This window comes from Gaiella sp. (genome assembly GCF_035710885.1).
Classification (GTDB): domain Bacteria; phylum Actinomycetota; class Thermoleophilia; order Gaiellales; family Gaiellaceae; genus Gaiella.
Map to the genome: position 1 here is coordinate 1 of NZ_DASTCS010000005.1, position 23582 is coordinate 23582.

Genomic DNA, 23582 nt, shown 5'->3' on the forward strand with positions numbered 1-23582 from the left:
CAGCGACCTTGGGATTAAAAGTCCCCTGCTCTACCAGCTGAGCTAACGGCCCTACAGGCTGAGTGTAGGGCGCGGCCTGGCGGCGAGGCTTGCTGCAAACCGGCGTGGGGATTGCTCTTCCGGAAGGGCGGCGGGCGGCGGTGTGACCTGCTCCTCGACGAACGCACACATGCGGTCGTCCATCGGGATCGGGGAGCCGCCGACCCGGAGGACGACACGCTTGCCGACGTCCGCGAGGTCGATCGTCTGGCCGGCAGAAGGGATCTCCTCGAGTGGGACGAGGACGTAGCCGCGCGTCGTGGGCGCGAAGGCGAAGCACGCGGCGGCCGGCTCCGGCTGCGGCACCTCCTCGAGGACGATGCCGGCCGCCGCGAGCTCCGCAGAGTCGACGGTGCCGTCGACGGCGAGCGGCTCTCCGACGTCGTCGGCGGGCGCGGCGCGCCCGTTGCGCGACTCGGCGTCGAACAGTGCTTCCACCTGCTCGAGCACCGGCTCGGGCGCTTCCTCGAGCTCCGGCTCCGGTGCTTCCTCGAGCTCGGGCTCCGGCGCCTCCTCGAGCTCCGGTTCCGACGCAACCTCGAACGACGGCTCGTGCACTTCCTCCGGCTCCGGCTCCGGCTGCGGCTCGGGCTCGGGCGCGAGCTCGACCTCCGCCGTGTGCGCGAGCTCGACCTCCGGCCCCGGCTCGGGCACCGCTTCGAGCACGGTCTCGCCCCACACGGGCTCCAGCTCCGGCTCGGCCTCGGCTTCGAGCGACGGCTCGTCGCGCTCGAGGTCACGCACCGCCTCGAGCAGTGTCCCGGCAGGCTCGGGCTCCGGTTCGCGCTCCCCATCCTCGTCGGGCTCGGCCGATGCCTCGACGGGCTCCTCCGGCAGCGGGAAGTGGTGAACGGTGGCGTGGGGCCGCTCGTCGGGCTCGGCCTCGGACTCGCCCAGAGCGGCCATCTGCTCGGCGAGTGCCCCCGCAAGCTCGAACTTGCTGATCACGCCCTGGGCAACGAGCGCCTCGCCCAGGCGCTCACCTGTCTGGCTCTGCCGTTCGAGCGCCTGCTCGAGCTCCTCCTGGGAGACGAACCCGCGGTCGACGAAGATCTCCCCGAGACGACGCCAGCTGGCGTTGTCCTCCGGGCCCGCGGAGCCGCCGAGCTTCGCCCACTGCTCGGCGACGACGCTCGCGAGCTCCTTCCGCGAGACGCCGAAGCGCTCGACCAGGATCTGACCGAGCTGCTGCCCGGTCTCGTGCTGGAGCTCGAGGGCCACACGGATCTGGCTCTCGGAGACGAGGCCCCGCTCGACGAAGAGCGCGCCGATGAGACGCGATTGAAGCGGCTGCGGAACAGGCACGTTCACCTGTATCGGCAGTCCCTCGAACTGGCTATAGGGTGACTTGCGCCTGTGTCTAGCCCGCGGCTTCGCCGGCGTGCACGATGCCGTGCTCGTAGGCGAAGACCACGGCCTGCACCCGGTCGCGGAGCCGGAGCTTCATCAGGATCCGCGCGACGTGCGTCTTCACGGTCGTCTCGCTCACGAATGCCTCCGCGGCGATCTCCGCGTTCGACAGGCCTCGGGCGATCAGCCGCAGGATCTCCAGCTCTCGTGCGGTGAGGTCGTCGAGACCAGGCGGCGGCTGCACCGTCGAGACCGGGGGCCTCCGGACGAACTCCGCGATCACCCGGCGGGTGACGACCGGCGAGAGCAGCGCATCCCCGCCCGCCACGATGCGGATCGCCTCGACGAGCTGCTCCGGCGGCGTGTCCTTGAGCAGGAACCCGCTGGCTCCCGCCCGCAACGCCTCGTACACGTACTCGTCGAGGTCGAAGGTCGTCAGGATCAGGATCCGCGGCCCTTCCTCCTTTCCCTCGAGGAGCCGGCGCGTCGCTTCGAGGCCGTCGACGTTGGGCATGCGAACGTCCATCAGAATCACGTCGGGCTGCGTCTCGCGCGCGGCCAGCACGGCGGTCAGCCCGTCGGCGGCCTCGCCGACGACCTCGATCTCCGGCTCCGACTCCAGGATCATGCGAAAGCCTGCACGCACGAGCGACTGGTCGTCGACGATCAGCACTTTCGTCGTCACACGCGCCCACCGAGCGGAAGATGCGCCTTGACCACGAACCCGCCTCCGGCACGCGGGCCGGACTCGATCGAGCCCCCGACGAGCGAGACTCGCTCACGGAGGCCGGCGAGCCCGTGCCCGCCGCCGTCGCCCACGGGCTCGGAGCGGCCGTCGTTTGCGACCTCGACCTCCAGCTCGCCCTCCTTCCACCGCACCGTGACCCACGCTTTCGCGGGGCCGGCGTACTTGAGCGCGTTCGTCAGCGCCTCCTGGATGACACGGTAGGCGGAGAGGTCGACCCCCGGCGGAAGCTCTCTCGGCTCCCCTTCCACCTCCAGCTCGACGGGCAGCCCTGCCTCGCGGACGGTACCGACGAGCACGTCCACCGTGCGCATCGAGGGCTGCGGCGCGAAGTCGGGTGTCGACCCCTGGTCGCGGAGGAGACCGACGAGCCGCCGCATCTCGGTGAGGGCCTCCCGCCCGGTGGTCTCGATCGCCTCCAGGGCCAGCCGCTCGCGCTCCTGCTCCGGGCGCAGGAGCCGCCTCACGGCCCCGGCCTGCACCGTCATGACAGAGACCGAGTGCGCGACGACGTCGTGCAGCTCCCGCGCGATCCTCTGTCGCTCCTCGGCCACGGCGCGCCGGGCTGCGGCGGCGCGGTCGGCCTCGAGCCGCGCCTGGAGCTCGTCGTACGGGGTGAGCGAAGGGCCCGACTCCATCCTGCGGACGGTAGCCCACCCCGAGCCGCACGGCATCGTCCTCCAGAACGATCCCGCCCCCTCCGCCGGGGCGAACGGACGGTAGCTTCCGGGACGTGGAGGTAACGCGGATCGACGAGGGGCTCTGGCGCTGGACGACCGCCCACCCGGACTGGAAGCCCGGCGACGACTGGGACCAGGAGGTGGGCTGCGTGTACTGGGAGACCGCCGACGCGGTCGTGCTCCTCGACCCGCTCGTACCGGCCGATCGGGCCGAGCGCGAGCGGTTCCTCGCATCGCTCGACCGCGACGTGGAGCGGCTCGGGCTACCGGTCGCCATCCTGTTGACCTGCACGTGGCACGCTCGCAGCGCCGCTGAGCTGGCCCAGCGGTACGCCGGACGGGTGCACGATCCGTCCGCGGTCGAGATGCTTCCCGTCGAGGTCGTCGCCGTGCCGGCGCCGGCCGCCGAGGAGGTGGTCTACTGGCTGCCCGATGCCCGGTCGGTGGTGCCCGGGGACGCGCTGGTGGGGTCGGACGCCGGGCTCACGCTCTGCCCCGAGTCCTGGCTCGACTCGTGTGGAGGGCTGGATCGGCTGGCCGGCGATCTCGCTCCCTTGCTCGAGTTCCCGGTCGAGCGCGTACTGACCTCGCACGGGCTGCCGGTCCTCGTCGACGGCCGCGCCGCGCTTGCCCGCGCGCTCGCGCGGAGCTGAGCCTCAGGCTGCCGCGTAGGCGGCGAGCGCGTCGAGTACCGCGCGCAGCCGGAGACCGTCCGTCGTCAGGCGGTATTCCACGCGCGGCGGCCTCGCGTCGATCACGTGGCGCTCCAACAGGCCTGCCCGCTCGAGCTCGACGAGGCGCTGCGCCAGCGTGCGCGGCGGGATCTCCCCGACGGCCTGCTTGAGCTCGTTGAAGCGGCTCGCGCCCTCGGAGGAGGCCCACAGGATCGACACGGTCCACCGCCCTTCGAGGAGGCCCGCCGCGCGGCGAACCTCCTCGGGGACAGGGCTGCACTTCCGACAGCGGCTCATGCCGCGACGTGGGGCCTTGACTGCTTCGACTTCGCCGGCTCGAGCGCGATGTCCAGCACCTCGTCGAGCGACATCACCGGGTGGAACGCGAGCTTCTCGCGGACGTGCTCCGGCACGTCGTCGAGGTCGGCGCGGTTTCGCTCCGGGACGACGACGTCGGTGAGGCCCGCGGCGTGTGCGGCGAGCACCTTCTGCTTGAGCCCGCCGATCGGGAGCACGCGCCCCTGCAGGGTCAGCTCGCCGGTCATGCCGACCGTGTGCCTCACGGGTCGCCCGCTCAGGAGCGAGGCGAGCGCGGTCGCCATCGTGATGCCGGCGCTCGGCCCGTCCTTCGGGATCGCCCCCGCCGGCACGTGGACGTGGAACCGCCGCTCGAACGCCTCCTGGTCGATCCCGAGCCGATCGGCCTGGGAGCGCACCGCGGAGAGCGCGATCTGTGCCGACTCCTTCATCACGTCGCCGAGCTGGCCGGTGAGCGTCAGCCCCTCGCCGGGCGATGCGGTCGCCTCGACGAACAGCACGTCGCCGCCGGTGACGTTGACGGCGAGGCCCGTGGCCACGCCCGGGACGGCCGTCCGCTCCGCCGCCTCGCGGAAGAACTTCTGCCGGCCGAGCGCGTCGCGCACCGCCGCGATGTCCACGGCGACGGGAGGCGTCGCCTCCTTCGTCACGATCTTCGTCGCGGTCTTGCGCAGGATCGAACCGAGCTCCCGCTCGAGCTGGCGGACGCCAGCCTCGCGCGTGTACTCCGAGATCACCACCTCCAGGACGTCGTCCGAGATCGAGACCTCGCTCTCCTGCAGCCCGGCGCGTTCGCGCTGTCGCGGCCAGAGGTAGCCGCGCGCGATCGCGACCTTCTCGTCGGTGGTGTAGCCGTCGAAGCGGATGACCTCCATGCGGTCGAGCAGCGGCCCGGGGATCGTCTCGGCCATGTTGGCCGTCGCGATGAAGAAGACCTGGGAGAGGTCGACCTCGACGTCGAGGTAGTGGTCGCGGAACGTGGAGTTCTGCGCAGGGTCGAGCACCTCGAGCAGCGCGGCCGAGGGGTCACCGCGCCAGTCGGCGCCGACCTTGTCGACCTCGTCGAGGAGGATCACCGGGTTCATCGTCTTCGCATCGGGCAGCGCGCGCACCAGGCGGCCGGGAAGCGCGCCGATGTACGTCCGGCGGTGGCCGCGGATCTCCGCCTCGTCGCGGACGCCGCCGAGCGACATGCGCACGAACTCGCGGTTGAGTGCTTTCGCGACGGATTCGCCGATCGAGGTCTTGCCCGTGCCGGGCGGCCCGATCAGCGTGAGGATCGCGCCCGCGCGCTTGTCCGGCTCGATGCCGCGCTCCTTGCGGAGCTTCGCGACGGCGATGTACTCGACGATCCGGTCCTTCACGTCCTCCAGGCCGGCGTGGTCGGCGTCGAGGATCTCGCGGGTGTGCTCGGGATCGAGCACCTCGTCCGAGCGGACACCCCACGGGACGGCGAGCAGCCAGTCGAGGTAGCTCCGGATCATCTGGGACTCGGGCGAGCTCTCGCCCATCCGCTCGAAGCGAGCGAGCTCCTTGTCGGCCTGCTCGCGCACGGCCTCCGGCATGTCCGCCTCGGCGATCTTCGTCCTGTACTCCTCGACGACGGACGCATCGTCCTCGCCGAGCTCCTTGCGGATCGAGTCCATCTGCTTGCGGAGGAGGTACTCGCGCTGCTGCTTCTCCATGCCGGCGTTGACGTCCTCGCGGATCCGCTGTCGGATCTGCATCGTGGAGAGGCGCTCGCGCTGGAACGAGAGCGCGAGCTCCAGCCGGTCGGCCACGTCGACGGTCTCGAGCAGCTGCACCTTCTGGGCGAAGCTGAGGTCGGGCGAGTAGCCCGATGTGTCCGCGAGCGCCCCGGGCTCGGCGATGGAGCGGACGAACGCCTGGATCCGGCCGTCGTCGCCGCGCAGCTCGAGGATCTCCTCCACGACCGCGCGGTACTCGGTCTCGAGCTCGCGGATGCGCTCGTCGGTGGAGGCACCGTCCTTCCGCTCCTCGACCTCGACCAGCAAACGACCCTGTCCGTCCGTCTCGGCTGCGCCCGCGACACCCCTGTGCAGGCCTTCGATCGCCACGGCCACGGCGCCGCCGGGCAGCCGGACGCGGTCGGTCACCCGCGCGACGGTGCCGACCGCCGCGTACTCACCCTCGTGCTTGGGCACGAGCAGGACACGGTCTTCGTCGCCGACGTCGACCGTCAGCGTCACGTTCATGTTGGGAAAGACGACGATGTCGTCGAGTGGGACGAGCAAGAGCTTGGTCACTGATCGCTCCTCGGCGGTAGTAGATACAAAGATTGTACCTAGTACGTTCGAGGCAGCGCGGATCCTGACCCCACGCAAACCGAACGCTCACAAACCCTTCGCAGCCGCGCGCTCGAATACAGGGGAGGCAATCCGCGATCCCCAACCGCCTCCCGGGGGTCGGGCACGGATGGGCCGGCAGCGCACTCCGAGGGCGCACGCCGACCCGCTGCGAGGGCGCCCGCGTGGCGCCCTCGCGCCTCATGGCGTGCGTGGCGGTGAGCGGTGTCGACACCGTTTCCTGTCAAGGCCAAGGTGTGCCACCTCTGTGCCACTTCGTCCACAACGTCGAACGCCGTACCCAGCGCGTTCCGCGCGCATTCGAGCCCACTCGGCAGAGGCGACCCATGGGTCTTCCCGCTCCACCCCGCATGCATGCTGGGCTTGCAGGCCGTGGAGCGATCGGTGCGAAGCCGGCACACGTCTCCCTTGACAGGAATCGGTGTCTGACACCGAAGGCGCCCACGTCGCGGAGCCGCGGTCGAGCGGCGGCAGGCAGCTACCCGCGAAAGCGCGCGAAGGCGGTCTTCGCGACCTGCCCCGCGAGGACGTCCGAGCGGATTCCGGCGCCGGCGGCACGGTGGGTCATCACCGCCGCGACGAAGATCCCGCTGCGCCAGACGACGAGGCCCGCGTCGTGGCGCGCCGGGTCGACCCAGCCCGCCTTGTGGAGCACGGCCACCCCACCCCGCCTGCCCACGAACCGGTCGAGCTTGCCCCGGTCACGCACGCGTGCGAGCAGGTAGAGGAGGTAGCGGGCCTCCGCGGGACTGACCCCCGAGCGGCCGCGTCCGAGCGGGCCGAGGCCCGCGCTGCCCAGCCAGATCGCACGGTGGAGGCGCGCGAGGTCGACGGCCGTCGTCGCCTTGCCGACTCCCCAGGCCGGCTGGTCCGTCACGGTCAGAGGGACTCCCCGAGCTGCGATCTCCCTCGGAGGGCCGAGGGCCGTCTCGATGACGTAGCCGCCGTACATCACCGTGCGCTCGAGCCCGATCGACCGCATCAGGCTGTCGACGAGGTGGCCGCCACCGCTCGTCGAGCCCCCGAGCAACATCAGGAGCCGGTTCGCGGACTCGTTGTCCGAGGCGACGAGCAGTCGGCGAACGAGGTCGTCGAGCACGCTTCCCGGCCGAGGCGGGCCGTCGGTACGCGCGAGCAAGGTGACCGCGACCGCGAGCTTGAGGGTCGAGGCGGCGGGGAACGTTGCTCGGGCGTTCCATGCGGCTGCGCCCCCCGTCGTGAGGTTCTCCACGTACACGGCCGAGGTCCCCGGGAACCCGCCCGAGAGTCGCCTGATCGCGGACTGCAGTCCCGGGTCGAGCCTGGGAATGCGCACCCGCGGCCGCGCAGCACGCGGGAGCCCCAGGACGTGATGAACCGTCGTCCCCGCGCGGCGGCCGCCGCGGTGGACGGTCTCGACCCGCACGCTGACCTCGCGCGGCGGAAGCTCCACGTCGACGACGAAGGCTCGCTCTCGCAGACGCAGCTCCCGGACCACCTCGCCGTCGACGCGAACGATCACGCGGCGCGCCCCCTGCGGAGCCCGACCCTCGACCATCCCGTACGAGGCCTGATACGCGGCGGGCCGCTCGACCACCGGCGGCGCCGGGGCCGGAGGAGGCGGCGGCGAGGTGATCACGGTCGAACCGTAGCCTTGTCCTGCTCGTGCCGATACTCGCGCATCTGGACCTCGACGCCTTCTTCGCGGCCGTCGAGGAGCTCGAAGACCCGTCGCTGCGGACGCGGCCGCTCGTCGTAGGCGGCGACCCTCACGGGCGGGGAGTCGTTGCGACTGCGAACTACGTCGCGCGGCGGTTCGGGATCCGCTCCGCGATGAGCTCCGCGGAGGCGTTGCGTCGCTGCCCGGACGTTGTCTTCCGGCGGCCGAGGCACGCCCTCTACAGGCAGTACTCGCAGGCCGTCTGGTCGTGTGTCGAGGAGGTCGTGCCGCGCGTCGAGCGGACCGGGATGGACGAGGGATACCTCGACCTCGGCACGGTGCTCGACTCGTTCGCCGGTGCGCGCCGGCTGGCGGAGGCCGTCCAGGTCGCGGTGCGGGGAGCGACCTCGCTGACGTGCTCGCTGGGAGTGTCCACGTCGAAGGTGGTGTGCAAGATCGCGTCCGACCGGCGAAAGCCGGGCGGGATCACGGTCGTGCCCCCGGGGCGAGAGCGACGTTTCCTCGCTCCCCTCCCGACGCGGGTGCTGCCCGGCGTCGGCCCGCGCGCCGAGGAGCGCCTGGCTGCGGCGGGCATCTCCACGATCGGCGGTATCGCCGAGCTCTCGGACGTGGAGCTCCGCGCGGTGCTTCCCGGTCAGGTCGGTCGGCTCCTGCGCGATCGCGCGCGGGGGATCGACCCGCGCGACCTCGAGCTCGACGTCGAGCGGATCTCGATCTCGACCGAGGAGACCTTCGAGCGCGACCTCAGCGACAGAGCGCTGCTCCACGCGGAGCTGCGACGGATGGCGGACGACGTCGCGTCGTACCTGCGCCGCGACGGGCTCTCGGCCCGGACCGTGACGACGAAGCTCCGCTACACCGACTTCTCGATCCGCTCCCGGTCGACCACCCTGCCGACTCCGGTCGACGAGGCGGAGCGGATCGCGGAGCTTGCGTGCGCTCTTCTCGACCGGGGCCTCCGAGATCGCCCCGGAGCGCTGCGTCTGGTCGGCGTCGGCGTCTCGGGGCTGACGTCCCTGCGCCAGCTGACGCTCGACGAGCTCTGAGGGCCGAGCGGGCCATGTCCACGTGCCAGGCACGAAGACACGGCCGGAAGCGACAGGTCTGCGCCGGATCTGGGGTGAGTCATGCGCGCAGCAGCGGCCGCGTCAGGCAGGTCGGTCCGCCGTCGCCCTTGCGCGAGATCTCGTCACCTCGGTACGTCACGACGTCGACCCCGGCTCGCTCCATCCGCCGTCGCGTCTCGTCGTTCCCCTCGAGCGCGAGCGCGCGCCGGGCACCGAGCGCGAGCACGTTCGGCCCCATCGACTCGAACTCCTCGTCCGGCACGTCGACGACCTCGATCCCCCGCTCCGCCAGGAGCCACATGAGTCGTGTCGGAGCAAGGCGCGGGTAGACGAGCGCGAGGTCGCGGTCGAGAGGCGAGATGAGCGACATCAGATGCATCACCTCCGCAGCGCCGTTCCAGTGCGGAAGGTCGAACGAGATCACCTCGACGCCGGGGAACAGGTCTCGAAAGCTGGCGACCGCGTCCGGGCTCGTGCGATAGCCGATCCCTATCAGCAGCGTCTCGTCGTCGAGCCAGACCGTGTCGCCGCCCTCGACCGTGACCGGCAGCTCGACCCGCCCGACGACCGGCACACCTGCCCGCTCCAGCGCCGGGACGGTCGCCTCGGGCTCGCGCCGACGCCCCTCCTTCCCGGGTTGGAGCAGCACGGCGCCGTTCCGCCCGACGAGCGTCGGGTCGTAGGTGTAGATCGCGTCCGGGTTGCCCGGCTCGTGCTCGGAGACGATGACCTCGGCGCCCGCCTCCTCGAGCAGCGCGCAGAAGGCCTCGTGCTCGTCCTGTGCCACCGCAACGTTCGGAGCTGCTCGCCAGCCGTACGCCCGCCACGCTTCCCCGTCCTCCGGGAGTGGCCGCCGCACGAGCACGCGACGAAGCGCGCCCCACATCGATGCGCTGCCGTAGCCGTCCACGGCGGCGCACGCTACCCCACCGCGTTCGCGGGCCTGCGCCCCTCCACCAGCACGGCCCGGAGCGCCTCCACACAGAGCATGCCCATCGCCACGCGCGTCTCCCTCGTCGCGCTGCCGAGGTGCGGTGTGAGCACGACGTTCTCGAGCTCGAGGAGCCCCGCCTCGACCTCCGGCTCCCGTTCGAACACGTCGAGGGCCGCACCCGCGATCACCCCGGCGCGGAGCGCGTCCACGAGTGCGCGCTCGTCGACGATCGGCCCTCGAGCCGTGTTGACGAGCACTCCCGAGGCGGGCATGGCGGCGAGCGCCCGTGCGTCGATCAGGCGGCGGGTGTCCTGCGTGAGGGGCACATGGATGCTGACGATCTCCGCGCCGGGCAGGAGGCGACCGAGGTCGTCTCCCCGGCCCGCAAAGGCCGAGCGGGCGCCGAACGCCTCGGCGAGCCGTGCCGTCTCGCGGCCGATCCTCCCCGGCCCGACGATCAGCAGGCGCTTCCGGTGCAGGCTCGCGCCGAGCATGAACTCGAGGGAGAACTCCCACTCGCCGCGCCGGCGGACGAAGCGGTCTCCCTCGGTGATTCGCCGCAGCAGGGCGAGCATCAGGCCGACCGCGAGCTCGGCGGTGGCGCGGGTGAGGACGTCCGGTGTGTTCGTGACGACGACTCCGCGCCGAGCAGCCTCGCCGACGTCGACGTTGTTCACGCCGACCGCGTAGTTCGCGACGACCCGGAGGCTCGGTCCCGCCGCGTCGAGGTAGGCCGCGTCGACGCGCGTCGTGAGCATCGCGACGATCCCGTCGGCGCCCTCGGGCCCGGCGACGAGCTCGAAGTCCCGTGCGAGCGCCGTCTCCACCTCGGCGGGGACGGGCGCGGTGACGTGGACGCGCGGTCGCGCCACCTCGTCTACGGGAGCACGCGCGGGCGGTGTCCCGCCGAGTACACGTCCTTGCGCAGGATCAGGCCGTTCTCGAACGGGAACACATCGATCCCGTCCCACTCGAGCCGCCGCCCTTCCCCGTCGGTCGCCGTCGCCGTCCACTCGCTGACGACGAGCCCGTCCCGCGCGTAGAGACGACGCCCGCGGAAGCGAAGGTCGGGCCAGTTGGCGAAGATCCGGCCGATGTGGGCGCCAACCTCCGCACCCTCGGCTCGCTCTCCAGCGGTGTGGTTCTCGAACACCATCCCGGGCGCATGGAGGGAGACGATCGCCTCGAGATCCTGCGCGTTCCAGGCTTCGTTGTAGCGCTCGATGATGCGCTCGAGCTCCGCAGCGGAATCGGACGCACCCATCGGAGCGAGTATGTCAGCCTCCGAGGAGCTCGGGCAGCCGGTCGGTGACCGCCGCCCACCCCGCCTGCTCGACGTCGATCACGTCGAAGTGGTCGGCTCCGTCGAGCTGCACGAGCTCGGCGAGCGGGTCCGTGGCCGCATGGTGGTGGCTCTGCGACACCGGGACGATGTCGTCTGCGCTGCCGTGGACGAGGAGCTGGGCGACCCCGATCGGGACGAGGGCCGCGGGCGAGGCTGCGGCGTAGCGGTCCGGCACGTCGGCGAACGAGCCGAGCAGACCCGTGACAGCGCCGCCCCCGAGATCGTCACGCCACGCCTGCTCGAGGTCGCACACGGCCCCCTGCGCGATCGCCGCGACCGGCCGGACGCGCGGCTCCGCGCCGGGCACCCCGGCAGGAAGCCGATGCCGAGCCGCGAGCCAGAGCGCGAGGTGCCCTCCGGCCGAGTGGCCGCACGTCGCGACGCGCGCCGCGTCCACCTCGTCGAACTCCGCGAGCCGGTCGACGGCGGCGGCGACGTCCTCGAACGTCCCCGGCCAGCCGCCGCCGTCCTGCCCGACGCGCCGGTACTCGACGTTCCAGGCTGCGACCCCGCGCCTCGCGAGGTCGGCGGCGAGGGCGGTCATGAGAGTCCGGTCCCACCCTCTCCGCCAGAACCCGCCGTGGAGCAGCACGACGCACGGCCACGGCCCACCCTCCCGGGCGGGGAGGTGCAGGTTCGCCACCTGGTCCGGGTGCCCCCCGTAGGCGATGCTGGGTGCGGGAGGGGGCTTGTGTCGACTCAACGCACGCCTGTCGTCACGCCAGCAGGGCGCGGTGGCGTGCGAGCGCCTCCAGGAGCCGATCCACGTCCTCGTCGACGTTGTAGAGGTGGAGGGCGACGCGGAGCTTGTCCTCCCGGGAGGAGACGATCATCCGCTCGGCGGCGAGGGCTCCCACGAGCGCGGCGACGTCATTGGAGCGCACGCAGACGAGCGGCCCGCGTCGGGACGGGTCGCGCGGTGTGGGCACCGTCGCTCCGAGCGTCTCGAGCCCGTCCAGCAGACGGTCGGCGAGGCCGCGCACGTGGGCCTCGATCGCCTGGACTCCGACCTCCTCGACGAGCGAGAGGCCGGCAACGCCCGCGTAGAGGGCGGGCACAGGCGGCGTCCCGGAGTCGAACCGGCGCGCACTCCGGTGCGGCGAGTAGTCGGCAATCGACATGGCGAAGATGTCCTCGTCGGCGAACCACCCCGTCTGCGTCGGCACGAGCGCCTGCCGCACCTCGGGCCGGACCCACATGAACCCGAGACCCGCCGTCCCGAGCAGGTACTTGACGGTCCCGCCCGTGACCACGTCCGCGCCGAGCGAGCGGACGTCGAGCTCGACCGCCCCGCACGCCTGGTAGCTGTCCGCCAGCACGATCGCGCCGGCTGCGTGGGCCGCCTCCCCGATCGCACCGACGTCGTGCCGGTGCCCCGACCGGTAGGAGAGCGTCGTGCAGCAGACGAGCGCCGTCCGCTCGTCGATCGCCTCGGCGAACCGCTCCGCCGGGATCTCCCCGTCCGAGCCGGGGTGAACGTGGACGACCTCCGCTCCACGCAGCTCCTGCGCGTGCGCGATCTGGCCGACGGTCGGGAACTCGTACTCGCTGATCACGATCCGGTTCCGCTCGCCGTCGAGGGGCAGTGCCGAGACGAGCGCGCTCATGCCCTGCGAGACCGAGGTCGTGACGGCGACGTCATCGGCCTCGGCGTGGAGCAGGCGCGCGATCGCCGAGCGAAACGCCTCGTTCCGTTCGACCCAGAAGTCCCACTCGGCGCCGTTCGCGTCCCAGCCGGAGAGCCACTCCTCGACGGCATCGCGGACGCGATGCGCCAACGCCCCCTGCGAGCACGAGTTGAGGTAGGTCGCGCTCTCGAAGATCGGGAACTCGCCCCTGATGGGCGAACCCGGCCCTGTCCGGACGTCGATCTCGCGCGCACTGGTCATGGGTTCCTGCTCCCGCTAGAGGTTGGGCGGTGTGGTGACGCCGAAGAACCGGGCGACGCCGGGTCCGGCGTTCCGAAACGAGTGCGGGACATCCGAGCGGTAGTACGCGCTGTCACCGGCCTCGAGCACGATCGGATCGCCGCTGCCCACCGTCAGCTCCACGCGACCGTCGATGACGTGGACGAACTCCTCGCCGTCGTGGCGCGTCGGATCCGCCATGCCGCCTCCCTCGTCGTACACGTTGATCACGGGCATCATCGCGTGGTGGCCGTCGCTGGTCAGCATCTGGATCGAGATCCTCTCGTCGGTCAGTCGCACCGAGCGCCGACTGTCCGCACGGACGACCTGGACCGGTGACGAGTTCGGCTCCTGTACGAGGTCCGCGATGCTCACTCCGAACCAGTGCACGAGCCGCATGAGGCGGCTGACGGTGATGTCGCTCTTGCCCTTCTCGACCATCGAGAGGAACGACGTCGAGATACCCGTCCCCTCGGCGACGTCGGCCAGGGAGACGCCGCGCGAACGGCGGAGCTGACGAAGCCTCGCGCCGACCTCACTCGTGCTCGACTCGCGGTCGTTTTCCCCCTGTAGCTCGACGCTGCCGGCGGGATCGATGCTCGTCATGGGGCCCACGCCTCGATTCGGTGGCGCAGGAGGAGGACCTCCGCCTCGTGCGAGGCGACGAGGCGGTGCCAGCGATCGTCCGCCAGCGAGCGTGTCCGCCAGGCGGTCAGGAGCACGAGGCTCGCCGTCGGGGGCTCGCCGAGGTGGTCGCCGGGCACGACGCGTGCGCTGATCCGGCGCACGAGCCGGGCCGGATCGTCACCGACCTCGAAGTCGACGATCCGCCTGGTGGGATCCACGTCCGCTCGCGCGAAGGTCTCGCCGCCGTCGAAGAGCGATGTTCCCCTGACCACGCCGCCGGAGTGCGCGACCGCACCCCAGCAGCCCAGTGCCCATTCGCCGAGCCGGCTCGGATCGGACAGGTATGCAAACGCGTCGTCCGCCGTTGCCGAGCAGAGCGACGAGACGCAGTGTGCGAGATCGGTGGTGGTCACGGTCGTGCGTTCTCTGGGGGGCGCCGGCGCGGCGCCCCCCAGGGAGCGAGTGCTACTTCCGGATCTTCAGCTGTCGGATGACGTCCTGCTTGCCGTCCTTGTACGCGTAGACGTTGTACAGGGCGGCCTTGAGGTCGCCGTTCTGGTCGAAGTCGACCGGTCCTCCCACCCCTTCGTAGTTGATGTCCTTGCCGGCCTTGATCGCCCTGATGGCTCCGGCCAGGTTGAGGTAGGTGTACGTCCGCCCGGGCGCCGATGCGACCCTGGGGATCTGCTTGACGATGTCGGATCCCCTGCCGGAGTTCGCCGCGACGGCGGCGAGGATGCAGATCATCGCCCCGTCGAAGTTGTTCGCGTCGAGCGTCTGGCGGTCCTTCGTCCCGGGCCTGGCCGTGAAGAGCCGGTGGAACGACTCCGCTGCCTTCGTCCCCGTCGGTGAGCCCGCGACCGTGCCGCGTGCGCCCTCGAGCGAGGCAGTCGGGATGAACGACGGGATCGTGGCCGGCCAGCCGCCGGCGACGAAGAGCCTGCGCCCGTTGAACCGGCCGGTGCGCAGGAGCGCCGAGCCGATCTTCGCGTAGTTCGCCGGGAAGTCGAGGATGACGTAAGCGTCAGGGTTGCCCTTGACGATGTCGTCGGCCTCGGAGTTGTAGCTCGCGGCGGTCGGGTCGTAGAGCAACGGCCCCTGCGTCTTCATCCCGACCCGCTCGAGCGCGGTCTTGAGGATCGGAAGGAGGCCGGTGCCGAAGGCGTCGTTGCGCCCTGCGAGCGAGATGGTCTTCCCGGCTCCCATCTCCTCCTTGATCAGGCGCGCAAGGATCGGCGCCTGCAACGTGTCGGAGGGCATGGTGCGGAAGAAGTAGCCGTTGTCCTTGAGGTCGGTGAGGGCCGGCGACGAGTTGTTCGGCCCGATCTGCGGGACACGCGCGGGCACGGTCGCGGCCTGCGCGATCGCGATCGAGCTTCCCGACGTGAGCGCGCCGAGGATGCAGTCGGCGCCCTTGGAGATCATCGTCCGCGCGGCGTTCACTCCACCCTCCGGTGTCGTGCCGTCGTCGGCGTACTCGATCTCGATCTTGACGTTGTTGATCCCCGCCCGTCGGAGCGAGGTCTTGGCCTGCTGGACGGCGAGGCCGGCGGCCTTCGCGTACGCCGGGCCGAAGACCGCCGACGCCCCGGTGAACGGGACGACCACGCCGATACGGAGCGTGAATCCTGACTGGGCGCCGCTCGCGGTCGACATCCCGGCAACCGTGGCCAGAACTGCGACGGCCGCGACGGCGGCGAGCCACCGCACTCCGGTTCTGCCCTTCATAGAGCCCTCCTGTCTCCACGTGCGCCCCGTGACGGGACGTACTGGCTTCCTGCCTCCACGACCCGGCCCGCTCCCATTCACGGCAGGCACGCTTCAGTTCCGAGGACGGGTCTCACCTCGCTTGACCGTACAACATGTTGAAGTCGAGTTCAATATGCCGGATTACGCCTGATAGGCTCGCGCGCCGGTGGAGTACCCCGAGCCAGACTTCGACCCCCCGTATCGCGTGCTCGTGCTCGTTGCGGCCACCGACGGCTGGTACGAGGCGACGGCGGAGGAGCGCGACGTGGCAACGGACGAGCTCGGCCGCATTCTGCGCGAAGCGGGCAAGGACGGCGCGCGGCTGATCGCGTCCTTCGACGACGACCTCTTCCTGACCGGACAGCCTGCCCCGCTCCCGTACACCATCTTCGTCCTCTACGACGTCGACGATCTGTCGGTGGTCGTCCGGCTGGTGCACCGGGTCCGCACGTCGCAGCTCGGCCGCTTCCTCAGGCTCGAGGCGCGGGTCGGCCGACACCTGTTCGTGCTGGATCACTGAGCGTCGTCCGCCGACGCGACGCCCGGGCCGCCCAGGTACAGGTCGACGACCTTGGGGTCGTGGAGCAGGTCTCGCCCGCTGCCCTCGAAGCGGTTCTGGCCGCCGTCCAGCACGTAGCCGCGGTGCGACATGGCGAGCGCCCGGCGAGCGTTCTGCTCCACCATCAGGATCGCGATCCCGGACGCGTTGATCTCGGCGATCTTCTCGAAGATCAGGTCGACGGCGATGGGCGACAGACCCGCCGACGGCTCGTCCAGCAGCAGCAGCTCGGGGCCCGCCATCAGCGCGCGGGCGAGGGCGAGCATCTGGCGCTCGCCTCCCGAGAGCGTCCCGGCTGCTTGACGCCGACGCTCGCCGAGACGAGGGAAGAGGTCGAGCATCTCGCCGAGGCGGGCCTCCGGGTCGGCCGAGCGCAGGACCAGCGCGCCGAGCTCGAGATTCTCCTCCACGCTCATGGTCGCGAAGACGTTGTCTCGCTGAGCGACGTAACCGACACCCCGTGCCACGATCGCGTGCGGCTTCTTGCCGGTGACGTCCTCGCCCCGGAGGCGCACGCTTCCCCTCCAGGGCGACAGCAGCCCGATCACGACCTTCACCAGCGTGGACTTGCCCGCCCCGTTCGGGCCGACGATCGTCACGATCTCCCGCGGCCGGATGCTGACGCCGACCCCGTTGAGGATCGGGACGTCGGGGAAGTAGCCGGCCTCGACGCCCTCGATCGCGAGGATGCTGCCGTCCCGGTCAGGCATCGAGCCCACCGTGGGCGGCTTCCATTCCCAGGTACGCCTCGATCACTCGTGGGTCCCCTCGGATCTCCTCGGGAGGCCCACTCGTGATCACCCGGCCCTCCCCCATCACGACGACGGTGTCGGAGTGGCGCATCACGACGTCCATGTCGTGCTCCACGAGCAGGATCGTGACGTCACGTTCCGCCCGCAGCCGCTCGATGTGCTCGAGGAGCGAGCGCCCGAGCGTCCGGTTGACGCCGGCGAGCGGCTCGTCGAGCAGGAGCAGCCGCGGCTCGAGCATGAGAGCGCGGGCAAGCTCGAGGAGCTTCCTCTGGCCGCCGGAGAGCGTCCCTGCGTAGTCCCGGGCCTTCGGGGCGAGCCCGAAGACGTCGAGGAGCTCGACGGCGCGCTCGCGGGCGGCACGCTCGGGCCGACGCCACGCGGGCCGGAGCGGAGCCAGCAGCATCCGCTCGCCGCGGTTGGGCGCGGCCAGCAGCATGTTGTCGATCACAGACATGACGGCCAACGCCTTCGTGAGCTGGAACGTCCGCACCATTCCCTTCCGGGCGATCGTGTGCGGCGCCCGGCCGTATACCGACTGGCCGTCGAACACGACGTCGCCGCCGTCCCCTCGCTGGAAGCCCGTGAGCACGTTGAAGAGCGTCGACTTGCCGGCACCGTTGGGTCCGATCAGGGCCGTGATCGTCCGCGGGGCGACGTCGAACGTCGCCCGGTCCACCGCGAGGAGGCCGGCGAAGCGCTTCGAGACCGACCGCACCTCGAGCAGGGGACGCTCAGCCGCGGGCACGCAGCATCAGCTCCTCCCGTTTGCCGAAGACGCCCTGCGGCCGGAAGACGACCAGCGCCATCAGCACGAGCCCGACGATCATGAAGCGCAACGCGGCGACCCGGGCGTCCGACAGAGGAAGCTCGAGGTACCTGGTCGCCTCGAGGACGAAGATGATGAAGAACGAGCCGACGACCACCCCGCGGTAGCTGCCGAGCCCTCCGAGGATCACGATCACGTACCCGTACGCGGTCAGGATCGGCTCGAAATTCGCAGGTGACAGGATCGAGATGTTGAGCGCGAGCATGTAGCCGGCGATCGCGGCCAGCCCTGCCGCGAGCGCCAGCGATTGCAGCTTGAACACGAACGTGTTCTTGCCCAGCGCGCGCGCGGCGTCCTCGTCCTCGCGGATCGCGTTGAGGACCCGTCCCCACGGCGAGCGGACGAGCAGCGCAACGAACCCGGCGAGGACGAGGAACAGCGCGAGGTTCACGAGCAGGAGGGGAAGGAGGAAATGGGGCTCGATCCCCAGGTGCTCCAGCCAGCCGTCGATCCGTGCGGAGGCCTCCGTCCAGGTGTCCGAGTAGCCGAACAACCCCAGGTTCCCACCGGTCAGGCCGTCCCAGTTGTCTGCGACGTAGCGGACGATCTCGCTGAACGCGAGCGTCGAGATCGCGAAGTAGTCGGCGCGGAGCCGCAGCGACGGAAGTCCCACCAGGAGCGCCGCGACGGCCGCGACCCCTATGCCCGCGAGCAGAGCGAGCCAGAAGGAGACGCCGGACTTCACGACCAGGATGCCCATCGTGTAGGAGCCGACTGCCATGAACCCGGCCTGCCCGAAGTTGAAGATGCCGGTCGTGCCGATGTTGAGCTGGATGCCCAGCGCAAACACGCCGTACGTCGTCGCGAGCACGCCGACGTTGATCCAGAAGTCGACGTTCTGGAGGAACTCGAACGAGATGCCGAGGACCCCGCCGGAGGTCATCGCTCCACCGACCGCCCCCGCCCGAAGAGGCCCTGCGGGCGGATCAGGAGGACGAGGATCAGCACGGCGAACCCGACGGCAACCTTCATGGCCGGGTCGATCACGAGCGTCGACCATTCCTGCACCAGGCCGATCAGCAGCCCCCCGGCCAGGGCGCCGTAGGCGTTGCCGATGCCGCCGACGACGACCGCTGCGAAGATGCTGAGAATCAGCCCGAAGCCGAGGTTGGGATTGGCGACCCCGGCAGGCAACGCGTAGAAGATCCCGGCAAGGCCCGCCAGCCCGGCGCTCGCGGCCCACGTGATCAGGACGATCCGATCCGTGTCGATGCCGGTGGTCTCCGAGAGCTCGATGCTGTCGGACAGGGCGCGCGCCTGGCGGCCGAGCGAGGAGTACTTCAGCGCGACGGCGACGAGCAGGATGACCGCGAGGCCGACAACGGTCACGATCAGCTCCGTGCGCCCGATCCGGAGCTCGCCGATCCGGACACCCGCGGTGATGTTCGCCCCGGTCGCGCGATCCTCCGGCCCCGCCACGAACGCGATCGCGTTCCGCATGAAGAAGGCGAGGCCGAGCGCGAGCAGGAGGAGCTGGAGCTCCCCGACTCGCCTGCGCCGCACCGGGCGCCAGAGCCCGACCTCGAGGAGCAGACCCAGCAGCGCGGTGGCGACGACCCCGAAGAGCACCGAGAGAACCAGCGGCAGGCCGAGCGCGTTCCCGGCGATGAGCATGTACGCCCCGAAGGTCAGGAACTCTCCGTGCGCGAAGTTGACGAGCCTCAGCACGCCGAAGATGAGGGTCAGGCCGACCGCGCCCAGCGCGAAGTAGTTCCCCGCGACGATGCCGTTGATCGTCACCTGGCCGAGCTCGCGCCAGCCCTCCGCGATCCCGAGTCCGAGAGCCGTGGCGGCCAGGAGCGCGATCAGGACCATGCCCGGATGGCGACGGATCCGATCGACGGGACCGTCTCTCGGCGCTTCGGCGGCAGCTACGGGGACGGCACCGTGTGACATGTCAGGGCGGGATTGAACGCGGTCCCGTCGAGGGGTGTCAAGCGCCCGCCGGCGGGGACCGCGCCGAGGAGGGCGCTACCGGCCGAGGTAGGCCTTCCGCAGGTCCTCGTTCTCGAGCAGGTCCGCCGCCTTGCCCTCGAGGACGATGCGGCCGGTCGAGAGCACGTAGCCGCGGTCGGCGATCGAGAGCGAGACGTTCGCGTTCTGCTCGACGACGAGCATCGCGACACCCGAGTCGTTCACCTGCTGGATGATCTCGAAGCTCCGCTCGACGAGGATCGGCGCGAGGCCCATCGACGGCTCGTCCATCAGGAGGAGCTTCGGCTTCGACATCAGGGCGCGGCCCATCGCGACCATCTGCTGCTCGCCTCCGGAGAGCGTCCCCGCCAGCTGGGAGCGCCGCTCGTAGAGGAGCGGGAAGAGCGAGTAGACGCGCTCGAACTCGTCCTTCAGGTCCGCGCGCCGCCGGAGGTAGGCGCCCATCTCGAGGTTCTGGAGCACGGTCATCGGGCCGAACAGCCTGCGGTTCTCCGGGACGATCGCGAGGCCACGCCGGATGCGGTGCGCGGTCGCCATCCGCGTGACGTCCTCGCCGTTCAGGAGGACGCGGCCGGTACGCGGGCGCACCAGCCCGAGGATCGTCTTCAGCGTCGTCGACTTCCCCGAGGCGTTGCCGCCGAGCAGGCACACGAGCTCGCCCTGCCGGACGACGAGGTTCGAGTCCTGGAGGATGTGGATCTGACCGTAGTAGGTGTTGATCCCCTCGAGCTGGAGGAGCGACGCCGGCTCGGTGAGGGCGGACGCGCTCACTTGCGCGCCGTCCCGCCGGTCCCGAGGTAGGCCTCGACGACGCGCAGATCGGTCGCGACGGCGTCGAACGAGCCCTCCGCGATCTTGACGCCGTGGTCGAGGGCGACGACGCGGTCGGAGATCCCCTCGACGACGTGCATGTCGTGCTCGATCACGAGGATCGTGTAGCCCTCGTCGCGCAGCCGGCCGATCAGCTCCGTGATCTCCTGCGTCTCCTTCGGGTTCATCCCCGCGGCGGGCTCGTCGAGGAGGAGCAGCCGCGGGTTCGTCGCCGTCGCGCGCGCGATCTCCAGGCGACGCCGGTTCGCGTAGGAGAGCGAGTAGGCGGGCTGGTCCCAGCGGTACCCCATCAGCCGCTCGCCGAAGAACGCGAGCCGCTTCTCGGCCAGCGCGCGGATCTCGCGCTCCTCGCGGCGCTGCCCCGGCGTGCGGAAGATCGAGCGCGCCGGACCGGCGTGCGTGTGGCCGTAGGCCGCCGCCATCACGTTCTCGCGGACCGTCATGTTGAGAAAGAGGCGCAGCGTCTGGAACGTCCGCGCGATTCCCTTCCGCGTGATCCGGTGCGGCTCGAGCCCTCTGATGCTCTCGCTCGCGAAGAGGATGTCGCCCTCGGTCGGCTCGTAGATCCCGGTGATCAGGTTGAAGAGCGTCGTCTTGCCGGCCCCGTTCGGCCCGATCACGCTGACGATCTCGCCCTCGTCGACGTGCAGGTCGAGGCCGGAGACGACACTGAGGCCGCCGAACGCCATCGAGACCGCGCGCAACTCGAGCAGCTTCTCGCCCGTCGACATCACACGATCTCCACGCGCTTCTCGCCCAGGATGCCGTAGGGGCGAGCCACCATCGTCGCGACCAGAATCGCGCCGAGGATCGCGTAACGGGTCGGCTCGGGCTTCGCGAGCATGACGTTCTCCCACACGAAAGCGGCGAGGTACAGCGTCGGCACGAGGAGGACGATCCGGGCCCACCCGTCGACGAGCGTCAGCACGAGCACGGCGCCGATCATGGTGAGGTACGCAACCGGCGCCACCCACCCTGCGAGCGTCTCCGGGACGATCACCCAGTCGGCCGCCCATCCGGCGAGCCGGCCTCCGCCGGCGGCGACACCGGACGTCCACCTCTCGTCCACGGCCTGCGCGACCACTCGCGCCACGAGCCCGAGCCCGATCGTCCCGACGAGCACCACGGCCAGACGGAGCGACGGCTTCAGGATCGCGAGGAGCCCGAGCAGCAGCACGCCGTAGAAGAGCGCCCGCGAATCGCCGGGCTCGCGCAGCACTTCGAGCAGCACGCTGACGAGGATCGCGCCGAGCACGACGCCGGCCTGGCTACCCGCGCCGCCGAGGATGACCATCGTGTAAACGGCGATCAGCAGCGGGAACTCGAAGTCCTGGGGGAACACGCTCCCGTTGAGCGACGCGGCGAGTGTGCCGGTGAGGGCGGCGGTCGCGGCGCCGAACGCGAACGCCATCAGCTTCAACCAGTTGACCGGCATCCCCATCACCTCGGCGGCGAGCGCGTCCTCGCGCAGCGAGCGCCACGCCCGCCCGGTCCTCGAGTCGTTGAGCAGGCGGAGGGCGACGTAGACGATGACGAACACCGCCAGCGCGACGTAGAGGTAGCCGACCCCGAACTGCCCCTGCGAGGTCGTCCGGGGAATGGTCGTGCCGAACAGGCTGAGCTCGTCGAGGTCCAGGATCCCGTTCGGGCCGTTCGTGACGTTGTGGCCGAAGACGTCGTCGCCGTTGTTCGTCAACGTGAGGAACGCCTGGAAGAAGAACAGCGTCACGATCGCGAGGTAGTCACCGGTCAGGCGTCGCGACGGAAGACCCACGAGGAAGCCGGCGAGGCCGCCGACGAGCGTCACGAGCAGGATCACGATGGGCGTCGGGAAGTGGAGGTCGAACTGGTCCGACGCCATGAAGGCATACGCGTAGGCGCCGATCCCGAAGAACGCGATGTACCCCAGGTCGAGCAGGCCGCCCCAGCCCACGACGACGTTCAGCCCGAGCGCGAGCAGCATGAAGATCACGGTGTCGAACGCGACCCGGCGGACGTAGCCGTTCTCGACCCCGACCGGCAGCAGGCACACCAGGGCGACGAACAGCGTCAGCCAGGCCCACCACGGGACCACGCCGAGCCGCGTCTCGACGGTCCCGACCCAGCCACCCCGCCTTGCCCGGCGCTCCTCATCGCGGGCCACCCACTCGTCGCGGCCGACGGCCGGGCTCGTGCCGCCCTCCGCGGCCGACGATTCGGCGGCGCCCTCAAGCGGCTGCGTCAGGTCACCGTCGTCGAATCGATCGCCCATGACCCGCTACACCTTCCTGATGTCGGCCTTGCCGAACAGGCCCTGGGGTCGGAAGACCATGAAGGCGATCAGGATCACGAAGACGAACAGGTCTGACCAGCGAGTCGACACGTAGCCCTGCGTGTACGCCTCGGCGAACCCGAGAATCAGCCCCCCGGCCATCGCCCCGGGAATCGAGCCGATGCCCCCGATCACCGCGGCCGTGAAGCCCTTCAGGCCGATGATGAACCCGAGGGAGGCGAACGTCGGCGCGCGGAGCGCGAAGAGGACCCCCGCTGCGCCCGCCAGGGCGGAGCCGAGTACGAACGCGAACACGATCACGCGGTCGATGTCGATCCCCATCATCGCCGCGGCCTCGCGGTCGTACGAGGTGGCCTTCATGGCCTTCCCGGTCCTCGTCCGGTTGACGAGCAGCCAGAGCATCACCATCAGCGCGAACGCGGAGACGATGATCACGATACGCAGCAGCGGGACCCGAACGTTCCCGATGTCGAAGCCTTCGAAGAACAGCACGCCCTCGCCCATCGAGAACGCGTCGTAGTCGCGCTGCTCGGCCCCGAACAGGAGCTGCAGCGAGTACGCGAGGAAGAACGAGACGCCGAGCGCGCTGATCAGCGGTGCGATGCGGGGTGCGTCGCGGAGCGGCCGGTACGCGAAACGCTCGATCACCACTCCGAGCGCCGCACAGCCGGCCATCGCCGCGACCGTGATCGTCACGAGCAGCAGCCAGAGCGGGACGACGGGGTCGGTCGAGCCACCCAGCAGCTGGAGCGCCCCGAAGCCGATGAACGAGCCCACGGTGAACACGTCCCCGTGCGCGAAGTTGAGCAGCTTGAGGATTCCGTAGACGAGCGAATAGCCGAGCGCGATGAGCGCGTAGACGCTGCCGAGCGTTAGACCGTTGAGCGTCAGCTGGATGAACGTGTCCATGGCTCTAGCGCCGCCTCTCGGCGGCGCTAGAGCCTAGAACACCCGTCCCGTAAGGGCGAGACACGGCCCGCCCTAC

General features: G+C 70.6%; 25 protein-coding genes. 3 read left to right on the forward strand and 22 right to left on the reverse strand.

Annotated elements, in window-relative coordinates; translation table 11 throughout:
- Window positions 1–51 precede the first annotated feature (51 nt).
- Genes VFO26_RS01640 through VFO26_RS01650 form a run of 3 tightly spaced genes read right to left on the reverse strand, consistent with a single transcriptional unit; the run spans window position 52 to window position 2772 of the window.
- The gene (locus VFO26_RS01640; protein WP_325113128.1) at window positions 52–1344 is read right to left on the reverse strand and encodes a hypothetical protein; all 1293 of its coding nucleotides are present in this window, start codon (window positions 1342–1344) and stop codon (window positions 52–54) included.
- Window positions 1345–1399: 55 nt separating this feature from the next.
- The gene (locus VFO26_RS01645) at window positions 1400–2074 is read right to left on the reverse strand and encodes a response regulator transcription factor (RefSeq protein ID WP_325113129.1); all 675 of its coding nucleotides are present in this window, start codon (window positions 2072–2074) and stop codon (window positions 1400–1402) included.
- Window positions 2071–2772 carry a sensor histidine kinase gene (locus tag VFO26_RS01650; RefSeq protein ID WP_325113130.1) on the reverse strand — a complete coding sequence of 234 codons (702 nt, stop codon included), beginning with the start codon at window positions 2770–2772 and terminating at the stop codon, window positions 2071–2073. The genes VFO26_RS01645 and VFO26_RS01650 overlap by 4 nt, the downstream gene beginning before the upstream one ends.
- A gap of 95 nt (window positions 2773–2867) precedes the next feature.
- On the opposite strand from VFO26_RS01650, the gene VFO26_RS01655 reads away from it, so the two are divergent.
- Entirely contained in the window at window positions 2868–3467 is a 600-nt protein-coding gene (locus VFO26_RS01655; protein WP_325113131.1) for an MBL fold metallo-hydrolase, read from the forward strand.
- Window positions 3468–3470: 3 nt separating this feature from the next.
- Here the strand turns inward: VFO26_RS01655 and VFO26_RS01660 are convergent, their stop codons facing one another.
- The 3 genes from VFO26_RS01660 to VFO26_RS01670 form a co-directional block, all read right to left on the reverse strand.
- Window positions 3471–3785: a helix-turn-helix domain-containing protein gene (locus tag VFO26_RS01660; RefSeq protein ID WP_325113132.1), complete on the reverse strand. Its 315-nt coding sequence runs from the start codon at window positions 3783–3785 to the stop codon at window positions 3471–3473.
- Entirely contained in the window at window positions 3782–6073 is a 2292-nt protein-coding gene (gene lon, locus VFO26_RS01665) for an endopeptidase La (RefSeq protein ID WP_325113133.1), read from the reverse strand. The genes VFO26_RS01660 and lon overlap by 4 nt, the downstream gene beginning before the upstream one ends.
- Before the next feature lie 538 nt (window positions 6074–6611).
- Complete coding sequence (locus tag VFO26_RS01670; RefSeq protein ID WP_325113134.1) at window positions 6612–7751, reverse strand: serine hydrolase; 1140 nt, start codon at window positions 7749–7751, stop codon at window positions 6612–6614.
- Between the two features lie 26 nt (window positions 7752–7777).
- Here VFO26_RS01670 and dinB point away from each other — a divergent pair, with 26 nt between their 5' ends.
- Complete coding sequence (gene dinB, locus VFO26_RS01675; RefSeq protein WP_325113135.1) at window positions 7778–8839, forward strand: DNA polymerase IV; 1062 nt, start codon at window positions 7778–7780, stop codon at window positions 8837–8839.
- Window positions 8840–8918: 79 nt separating this feature from the next.
- On the opposite strand, the gene VFO26_RS01680 is transcribed toward dinB, so the two are convergent.
- The 8 genes from VFO26_RS01680 to VFO26_RS01715 all read right to left on the reverse strand — a co-directional run bounded on the left by VFO26_RS01680 (window position 8919) and on the right by VFO26_RS01715 (window position 15401).
- Window positions 8919–9770 (reverse strand): dimethylarginine dimethylaminohydrolase family protein, encoded by an 852-nt coding sequence (locus VFO26_RS01680; protein ID WP_325113136.1) that lies wholly within the window; start codon window positions 9768–9770, stop codon window positions 8919–8921.
- Window positions 9771–9781: 11 nt separating this feature from the next.
- Window positions 9782–10666: a D-glycerate dehydrogenase gene (locus tag VFO26_RS01685; RefSeq protein WP_325113137.1), complete on the reverse strand. Its 885-nt coding sequence runs from the start codon at window positions 10664–10666 to the stop codon at window positions 9782–9784.
- 5 nt (window positions 10667–10671) lie between these two features.
- Entirely contained in the window at window positions 10672–11058 is a 387-nt protein-coding gene (locus VFO26_RS01690) for a nuclear transport factor 2 family protein (protein WP_325113138.1), read from the reverse strand.
- Window positions 11059–11071: 13 nt separating this feature from the next.
- Window positions 11072–11782, reverse strand: coding sequence for an alpha/beta hydrolase family protein (locus VFO26_RS01695; protein WP_325113139.1), 711 nt, complete (start codon window positions 11780–11782; stop codon window positions 11072–11074).
- Between the two features lie 73 nt (window positions 11783–11855).
- On the reverse strand, window positions 11856–13028 hold the full coding sequence (locus tag VFO26_RS01700; RefSeq protein ID WP_325113140.1) for an aminotransferase class V-fold PLP-dependent enzyme: 1173 nt from the start codon (window positions 13026–13028) through the stop codon (window positions 11856–11858).
- Window positions 13029–13043: 15 nt separating this feature from the next.
- Complete coding sequence (locus VFO26_RS01705) at window positions 13044–13652, reverse strand: XRE family transcriptional regulator (RefSeq protein WP_325113141.1); 609 nt, start codon at window positions 13650–13652, stop codon at window positions 13044–13046.
- A complete protein-coding gene (locus VFO26_RS01710; protein ID WP_325113142.1) occupies window positions 13649–14086 on the reverse strand; it encodes a hypothetical protein in 438 nt (145 codons plus the stop codon). Before VFO26_RS01710 ends, VFO26_RS01705 begins: the two co-directional genes overlap by 4 nt.
- Window positions 14087–14138: 52 nt before the next feature.
- Window positions 14139–15401, reverse strand: coding sequence for an ABC transporter substrate-binding protein (locus VFO26_RS01715; protein ID WP_325113143.1), 1263 nt, complete (start codon window positions 15399–15401; stop codon window positions 14139–14141).
- Window positions 15402–15588: 187 nt separating this feature from the next.
- Here VFO26_RS01715 and VFO26_RS01720 point away from each other — a divergent pair, with 187 nt between their 5' ends.
- Window positions 15589–15942 (forward strand): hypothetical protein, encoded by a 354-nt coding sequence (locus tag VFO26_RS01720; protein WP_325113144.1) that lies wholly within the window; start codon window positions 15589–15591, stop codon window positions 15940–15942.
- Here VFO26_RS01720 and VFO26_RS01725 read toward each other — a convergent pair.
- From VFO26_RS01725 to VFO26_RS01760, 8 genes are all read right to left on the reverse strand, one after another.
- A complete protein-coding gene (locus VFO26_RS01725) occupies window positions 15936–16691 on the reverse strand; it encodes an ABC transporter ATP-binding protein (RefSeq protein ID WP_325113145.1) in 756 nt (251 codons plus the stop codon). The genes VFO26_RS01720 and VFO26_RS01725 overlap by 7 nt on opposite strands.
- Window positions 16684–17478, reverse strand: coding sequence for an ABC transporter ATP-binding protein (locus VFO26_RS01730; protein ID WP_325113146.1), 795 nt, complete (start codon window positions 17476–17478; stop codon window positions 16684–16686). Before VFO26_RS01730 ends, VFO26_RS01725 begins: the two co-directional genes overlap by 8 nt.
- On the reverse strand, window positions 17465–18442 hold the full coding sequence (locus VFO26_RS01735; protein WP_325113147.1) for a branched-chain amino acid ABC transporter permease: 978 nt from the start codon (window positions 18440–18442) through the stop codon (window positions 17465–17467). Before VFO26_RS01735 ends, VFO26_RS01730 begins: the two co-directional genes overlap by 14 nt.
- Window positions 18439–19374, reverse strand: a complete 936-nt coding sequence (locus VFO26_RS01740) for a branched-chain amino acid ABC transporter permease (protein WP_325113148.1) — start codon at window positions 19372–19374, stop codon at window positions 18439–18441. The genes VFO26_RS01735 and VFO26_RS01740 overlap by 4 nt, the downstream gene beginning before the upstream one ends.
- A 156-nt stretch (window positions 19375–19530) precedes the next feature.
- Window positions 19531–20265: an ABC transporter ATP-binding protein gene (locus tag VFO26_RS01745; protein WP_325113149.1), complete on the reverse strand. Its 735-nt coding sequence runs from the start codon at window positions 20263–20265 to the stop codon at window positions 19531–19533.
- Window positions 20262–21056: an ABC transporter ATP-binding protein gene (locus tag VFO26_RS01750; RefSeq protein ID WP_325113150.1), complete on the reverse strand. Its 795-nt coding sequence runs from the start codon at window positions 21054–21056 to the stop codon at window positions 20262–20264. The genes VFO26_RS01745 and VFO26_RS01750 overlap by 4 nt, the downstream gene beginning before the upstream one ends.
- Entirely contained in the window at window positions 21056–22576 is a 1521-nt protein-coding gene (locus VFO26_RS01755) for a branched-chain amino acid ABC transporter permease (RefSeq protein WP_325113151.1), read from the reverse strand. Before VFO26_RS01755 ends, VFO26_RS01750 begins: the two co-directional genes overlap by 1 nt.
- Window positions 22577–22582: 6 nt before the next feature.
- The gene (locus tag VFO26_RS01760; RefSeq protein WP_325113152.1) at window positions 22583–23506 is read right to left on the reverse strand and encodes a branched-chain amino acid ABC transporter permease; all 924 of its coding nucleotides are present in this window, start codon (window positions 23504–23506) and stop codon (window positions 22583–22585) included.
- Window positions 23507–23582 lie beyond the last annotated feature (76 nt).

What these genes read in the sequence shown, in the direction of transcription:
- VFO26_RS01650 (WP_325113130.1), bottom strand. Translation starts at nt 2,772, where the DNA reads ATGGAGTCGGGCCCTTCGCTCACCCCGTACGACGAGCTCCAGGCGCGG.
- VFO26_RS01660 (WP_325113132.1), bottom strand. Translation starts at nt 3,785, where the DNA reads ATGAGCCGCTGTCGGAAGTGCAGCCCTGTCCCCGAGGAGGTTCGCCGC.
- VFO26_RS01690 (WP_325113138.1), bottom strand. Translation starts at nt 11,058, where the DNA reads ATGGGTGCGTCCGATTCCGCTGCGGAGCTCGAGCGCATCATCGAGCGC.
- VFO26_RS01700 (WP_325113140.1), bottom strand. Translation starts at nt 13,028, where the DNA reads ATGACCAGTGCGCGCGAGATCGACGTCCGGACAGGGCCGGGTTCGCCC.
- VFO26_RS01705 (WP_325113141.1), bottom strand. Translation starts at nt 13,652, where the DNA reads ATGACGAGCATCGATCCCGCCGGCAGCGTCGAGCTACAGGGGGAAAAC.
- VFO26_RS01715 (WP_325113143.1), bottom strand. Translation starts at nt 15,401, where the DNA reads ATGAAGGGCAGAACCGGAGTGCGGTGGCTCGCCGCCGTCGCGGCCGTC.
- VFO26_RS01725 (WP_325113145.1), bottom strand. Translation starts at nt 16,691, where the DNA reads ATGCCTGACCGGGACGGCAGCATCCTCGCGATCGAGGGCGTCGAGGCC.
- VFO26_RS01735 (WP_325113147.1), bottom strand. Translation starts at nt 18,442, where the DNA reads ATGACCTCCGGCGGGGTCCTCGGCATCTCGTTCGAGTTCCTCCAGAAC.
- VFO26_RS01740 (WP_325113148.1), bottom strand. Translation starts at nt 19,374, where the DNA reads ATGGTCCTGATCGCGCTCCTGGCCGCCACGGCTCTCGGACTCGGGATC.
- VFO26_RS01750 (WP_325113150.1), bottom strand. Translation starts at nt 21,056, where the DNA reads ATGTCGACGGGCGAGAAGCTGCTCGAGTTGCGCGCGGTCTCGATGGCG.
- VFO26_RS01755 (WP_325113151.1), bottom strand. Translation starts at nt 22,576, where the DNA reads ATGGGCGATCGATTCGACGACGGTGACCTGACGCAGCCGCTTGAGGGC.
- VFO26_RS01760 (WP_325113152.1), bottom strand. Translation starts at nt 23,506, where the DNA reads ATGGACACGTTCATCCAGCTGACGCTCAACGGTCTAACGCTCGGCAGC.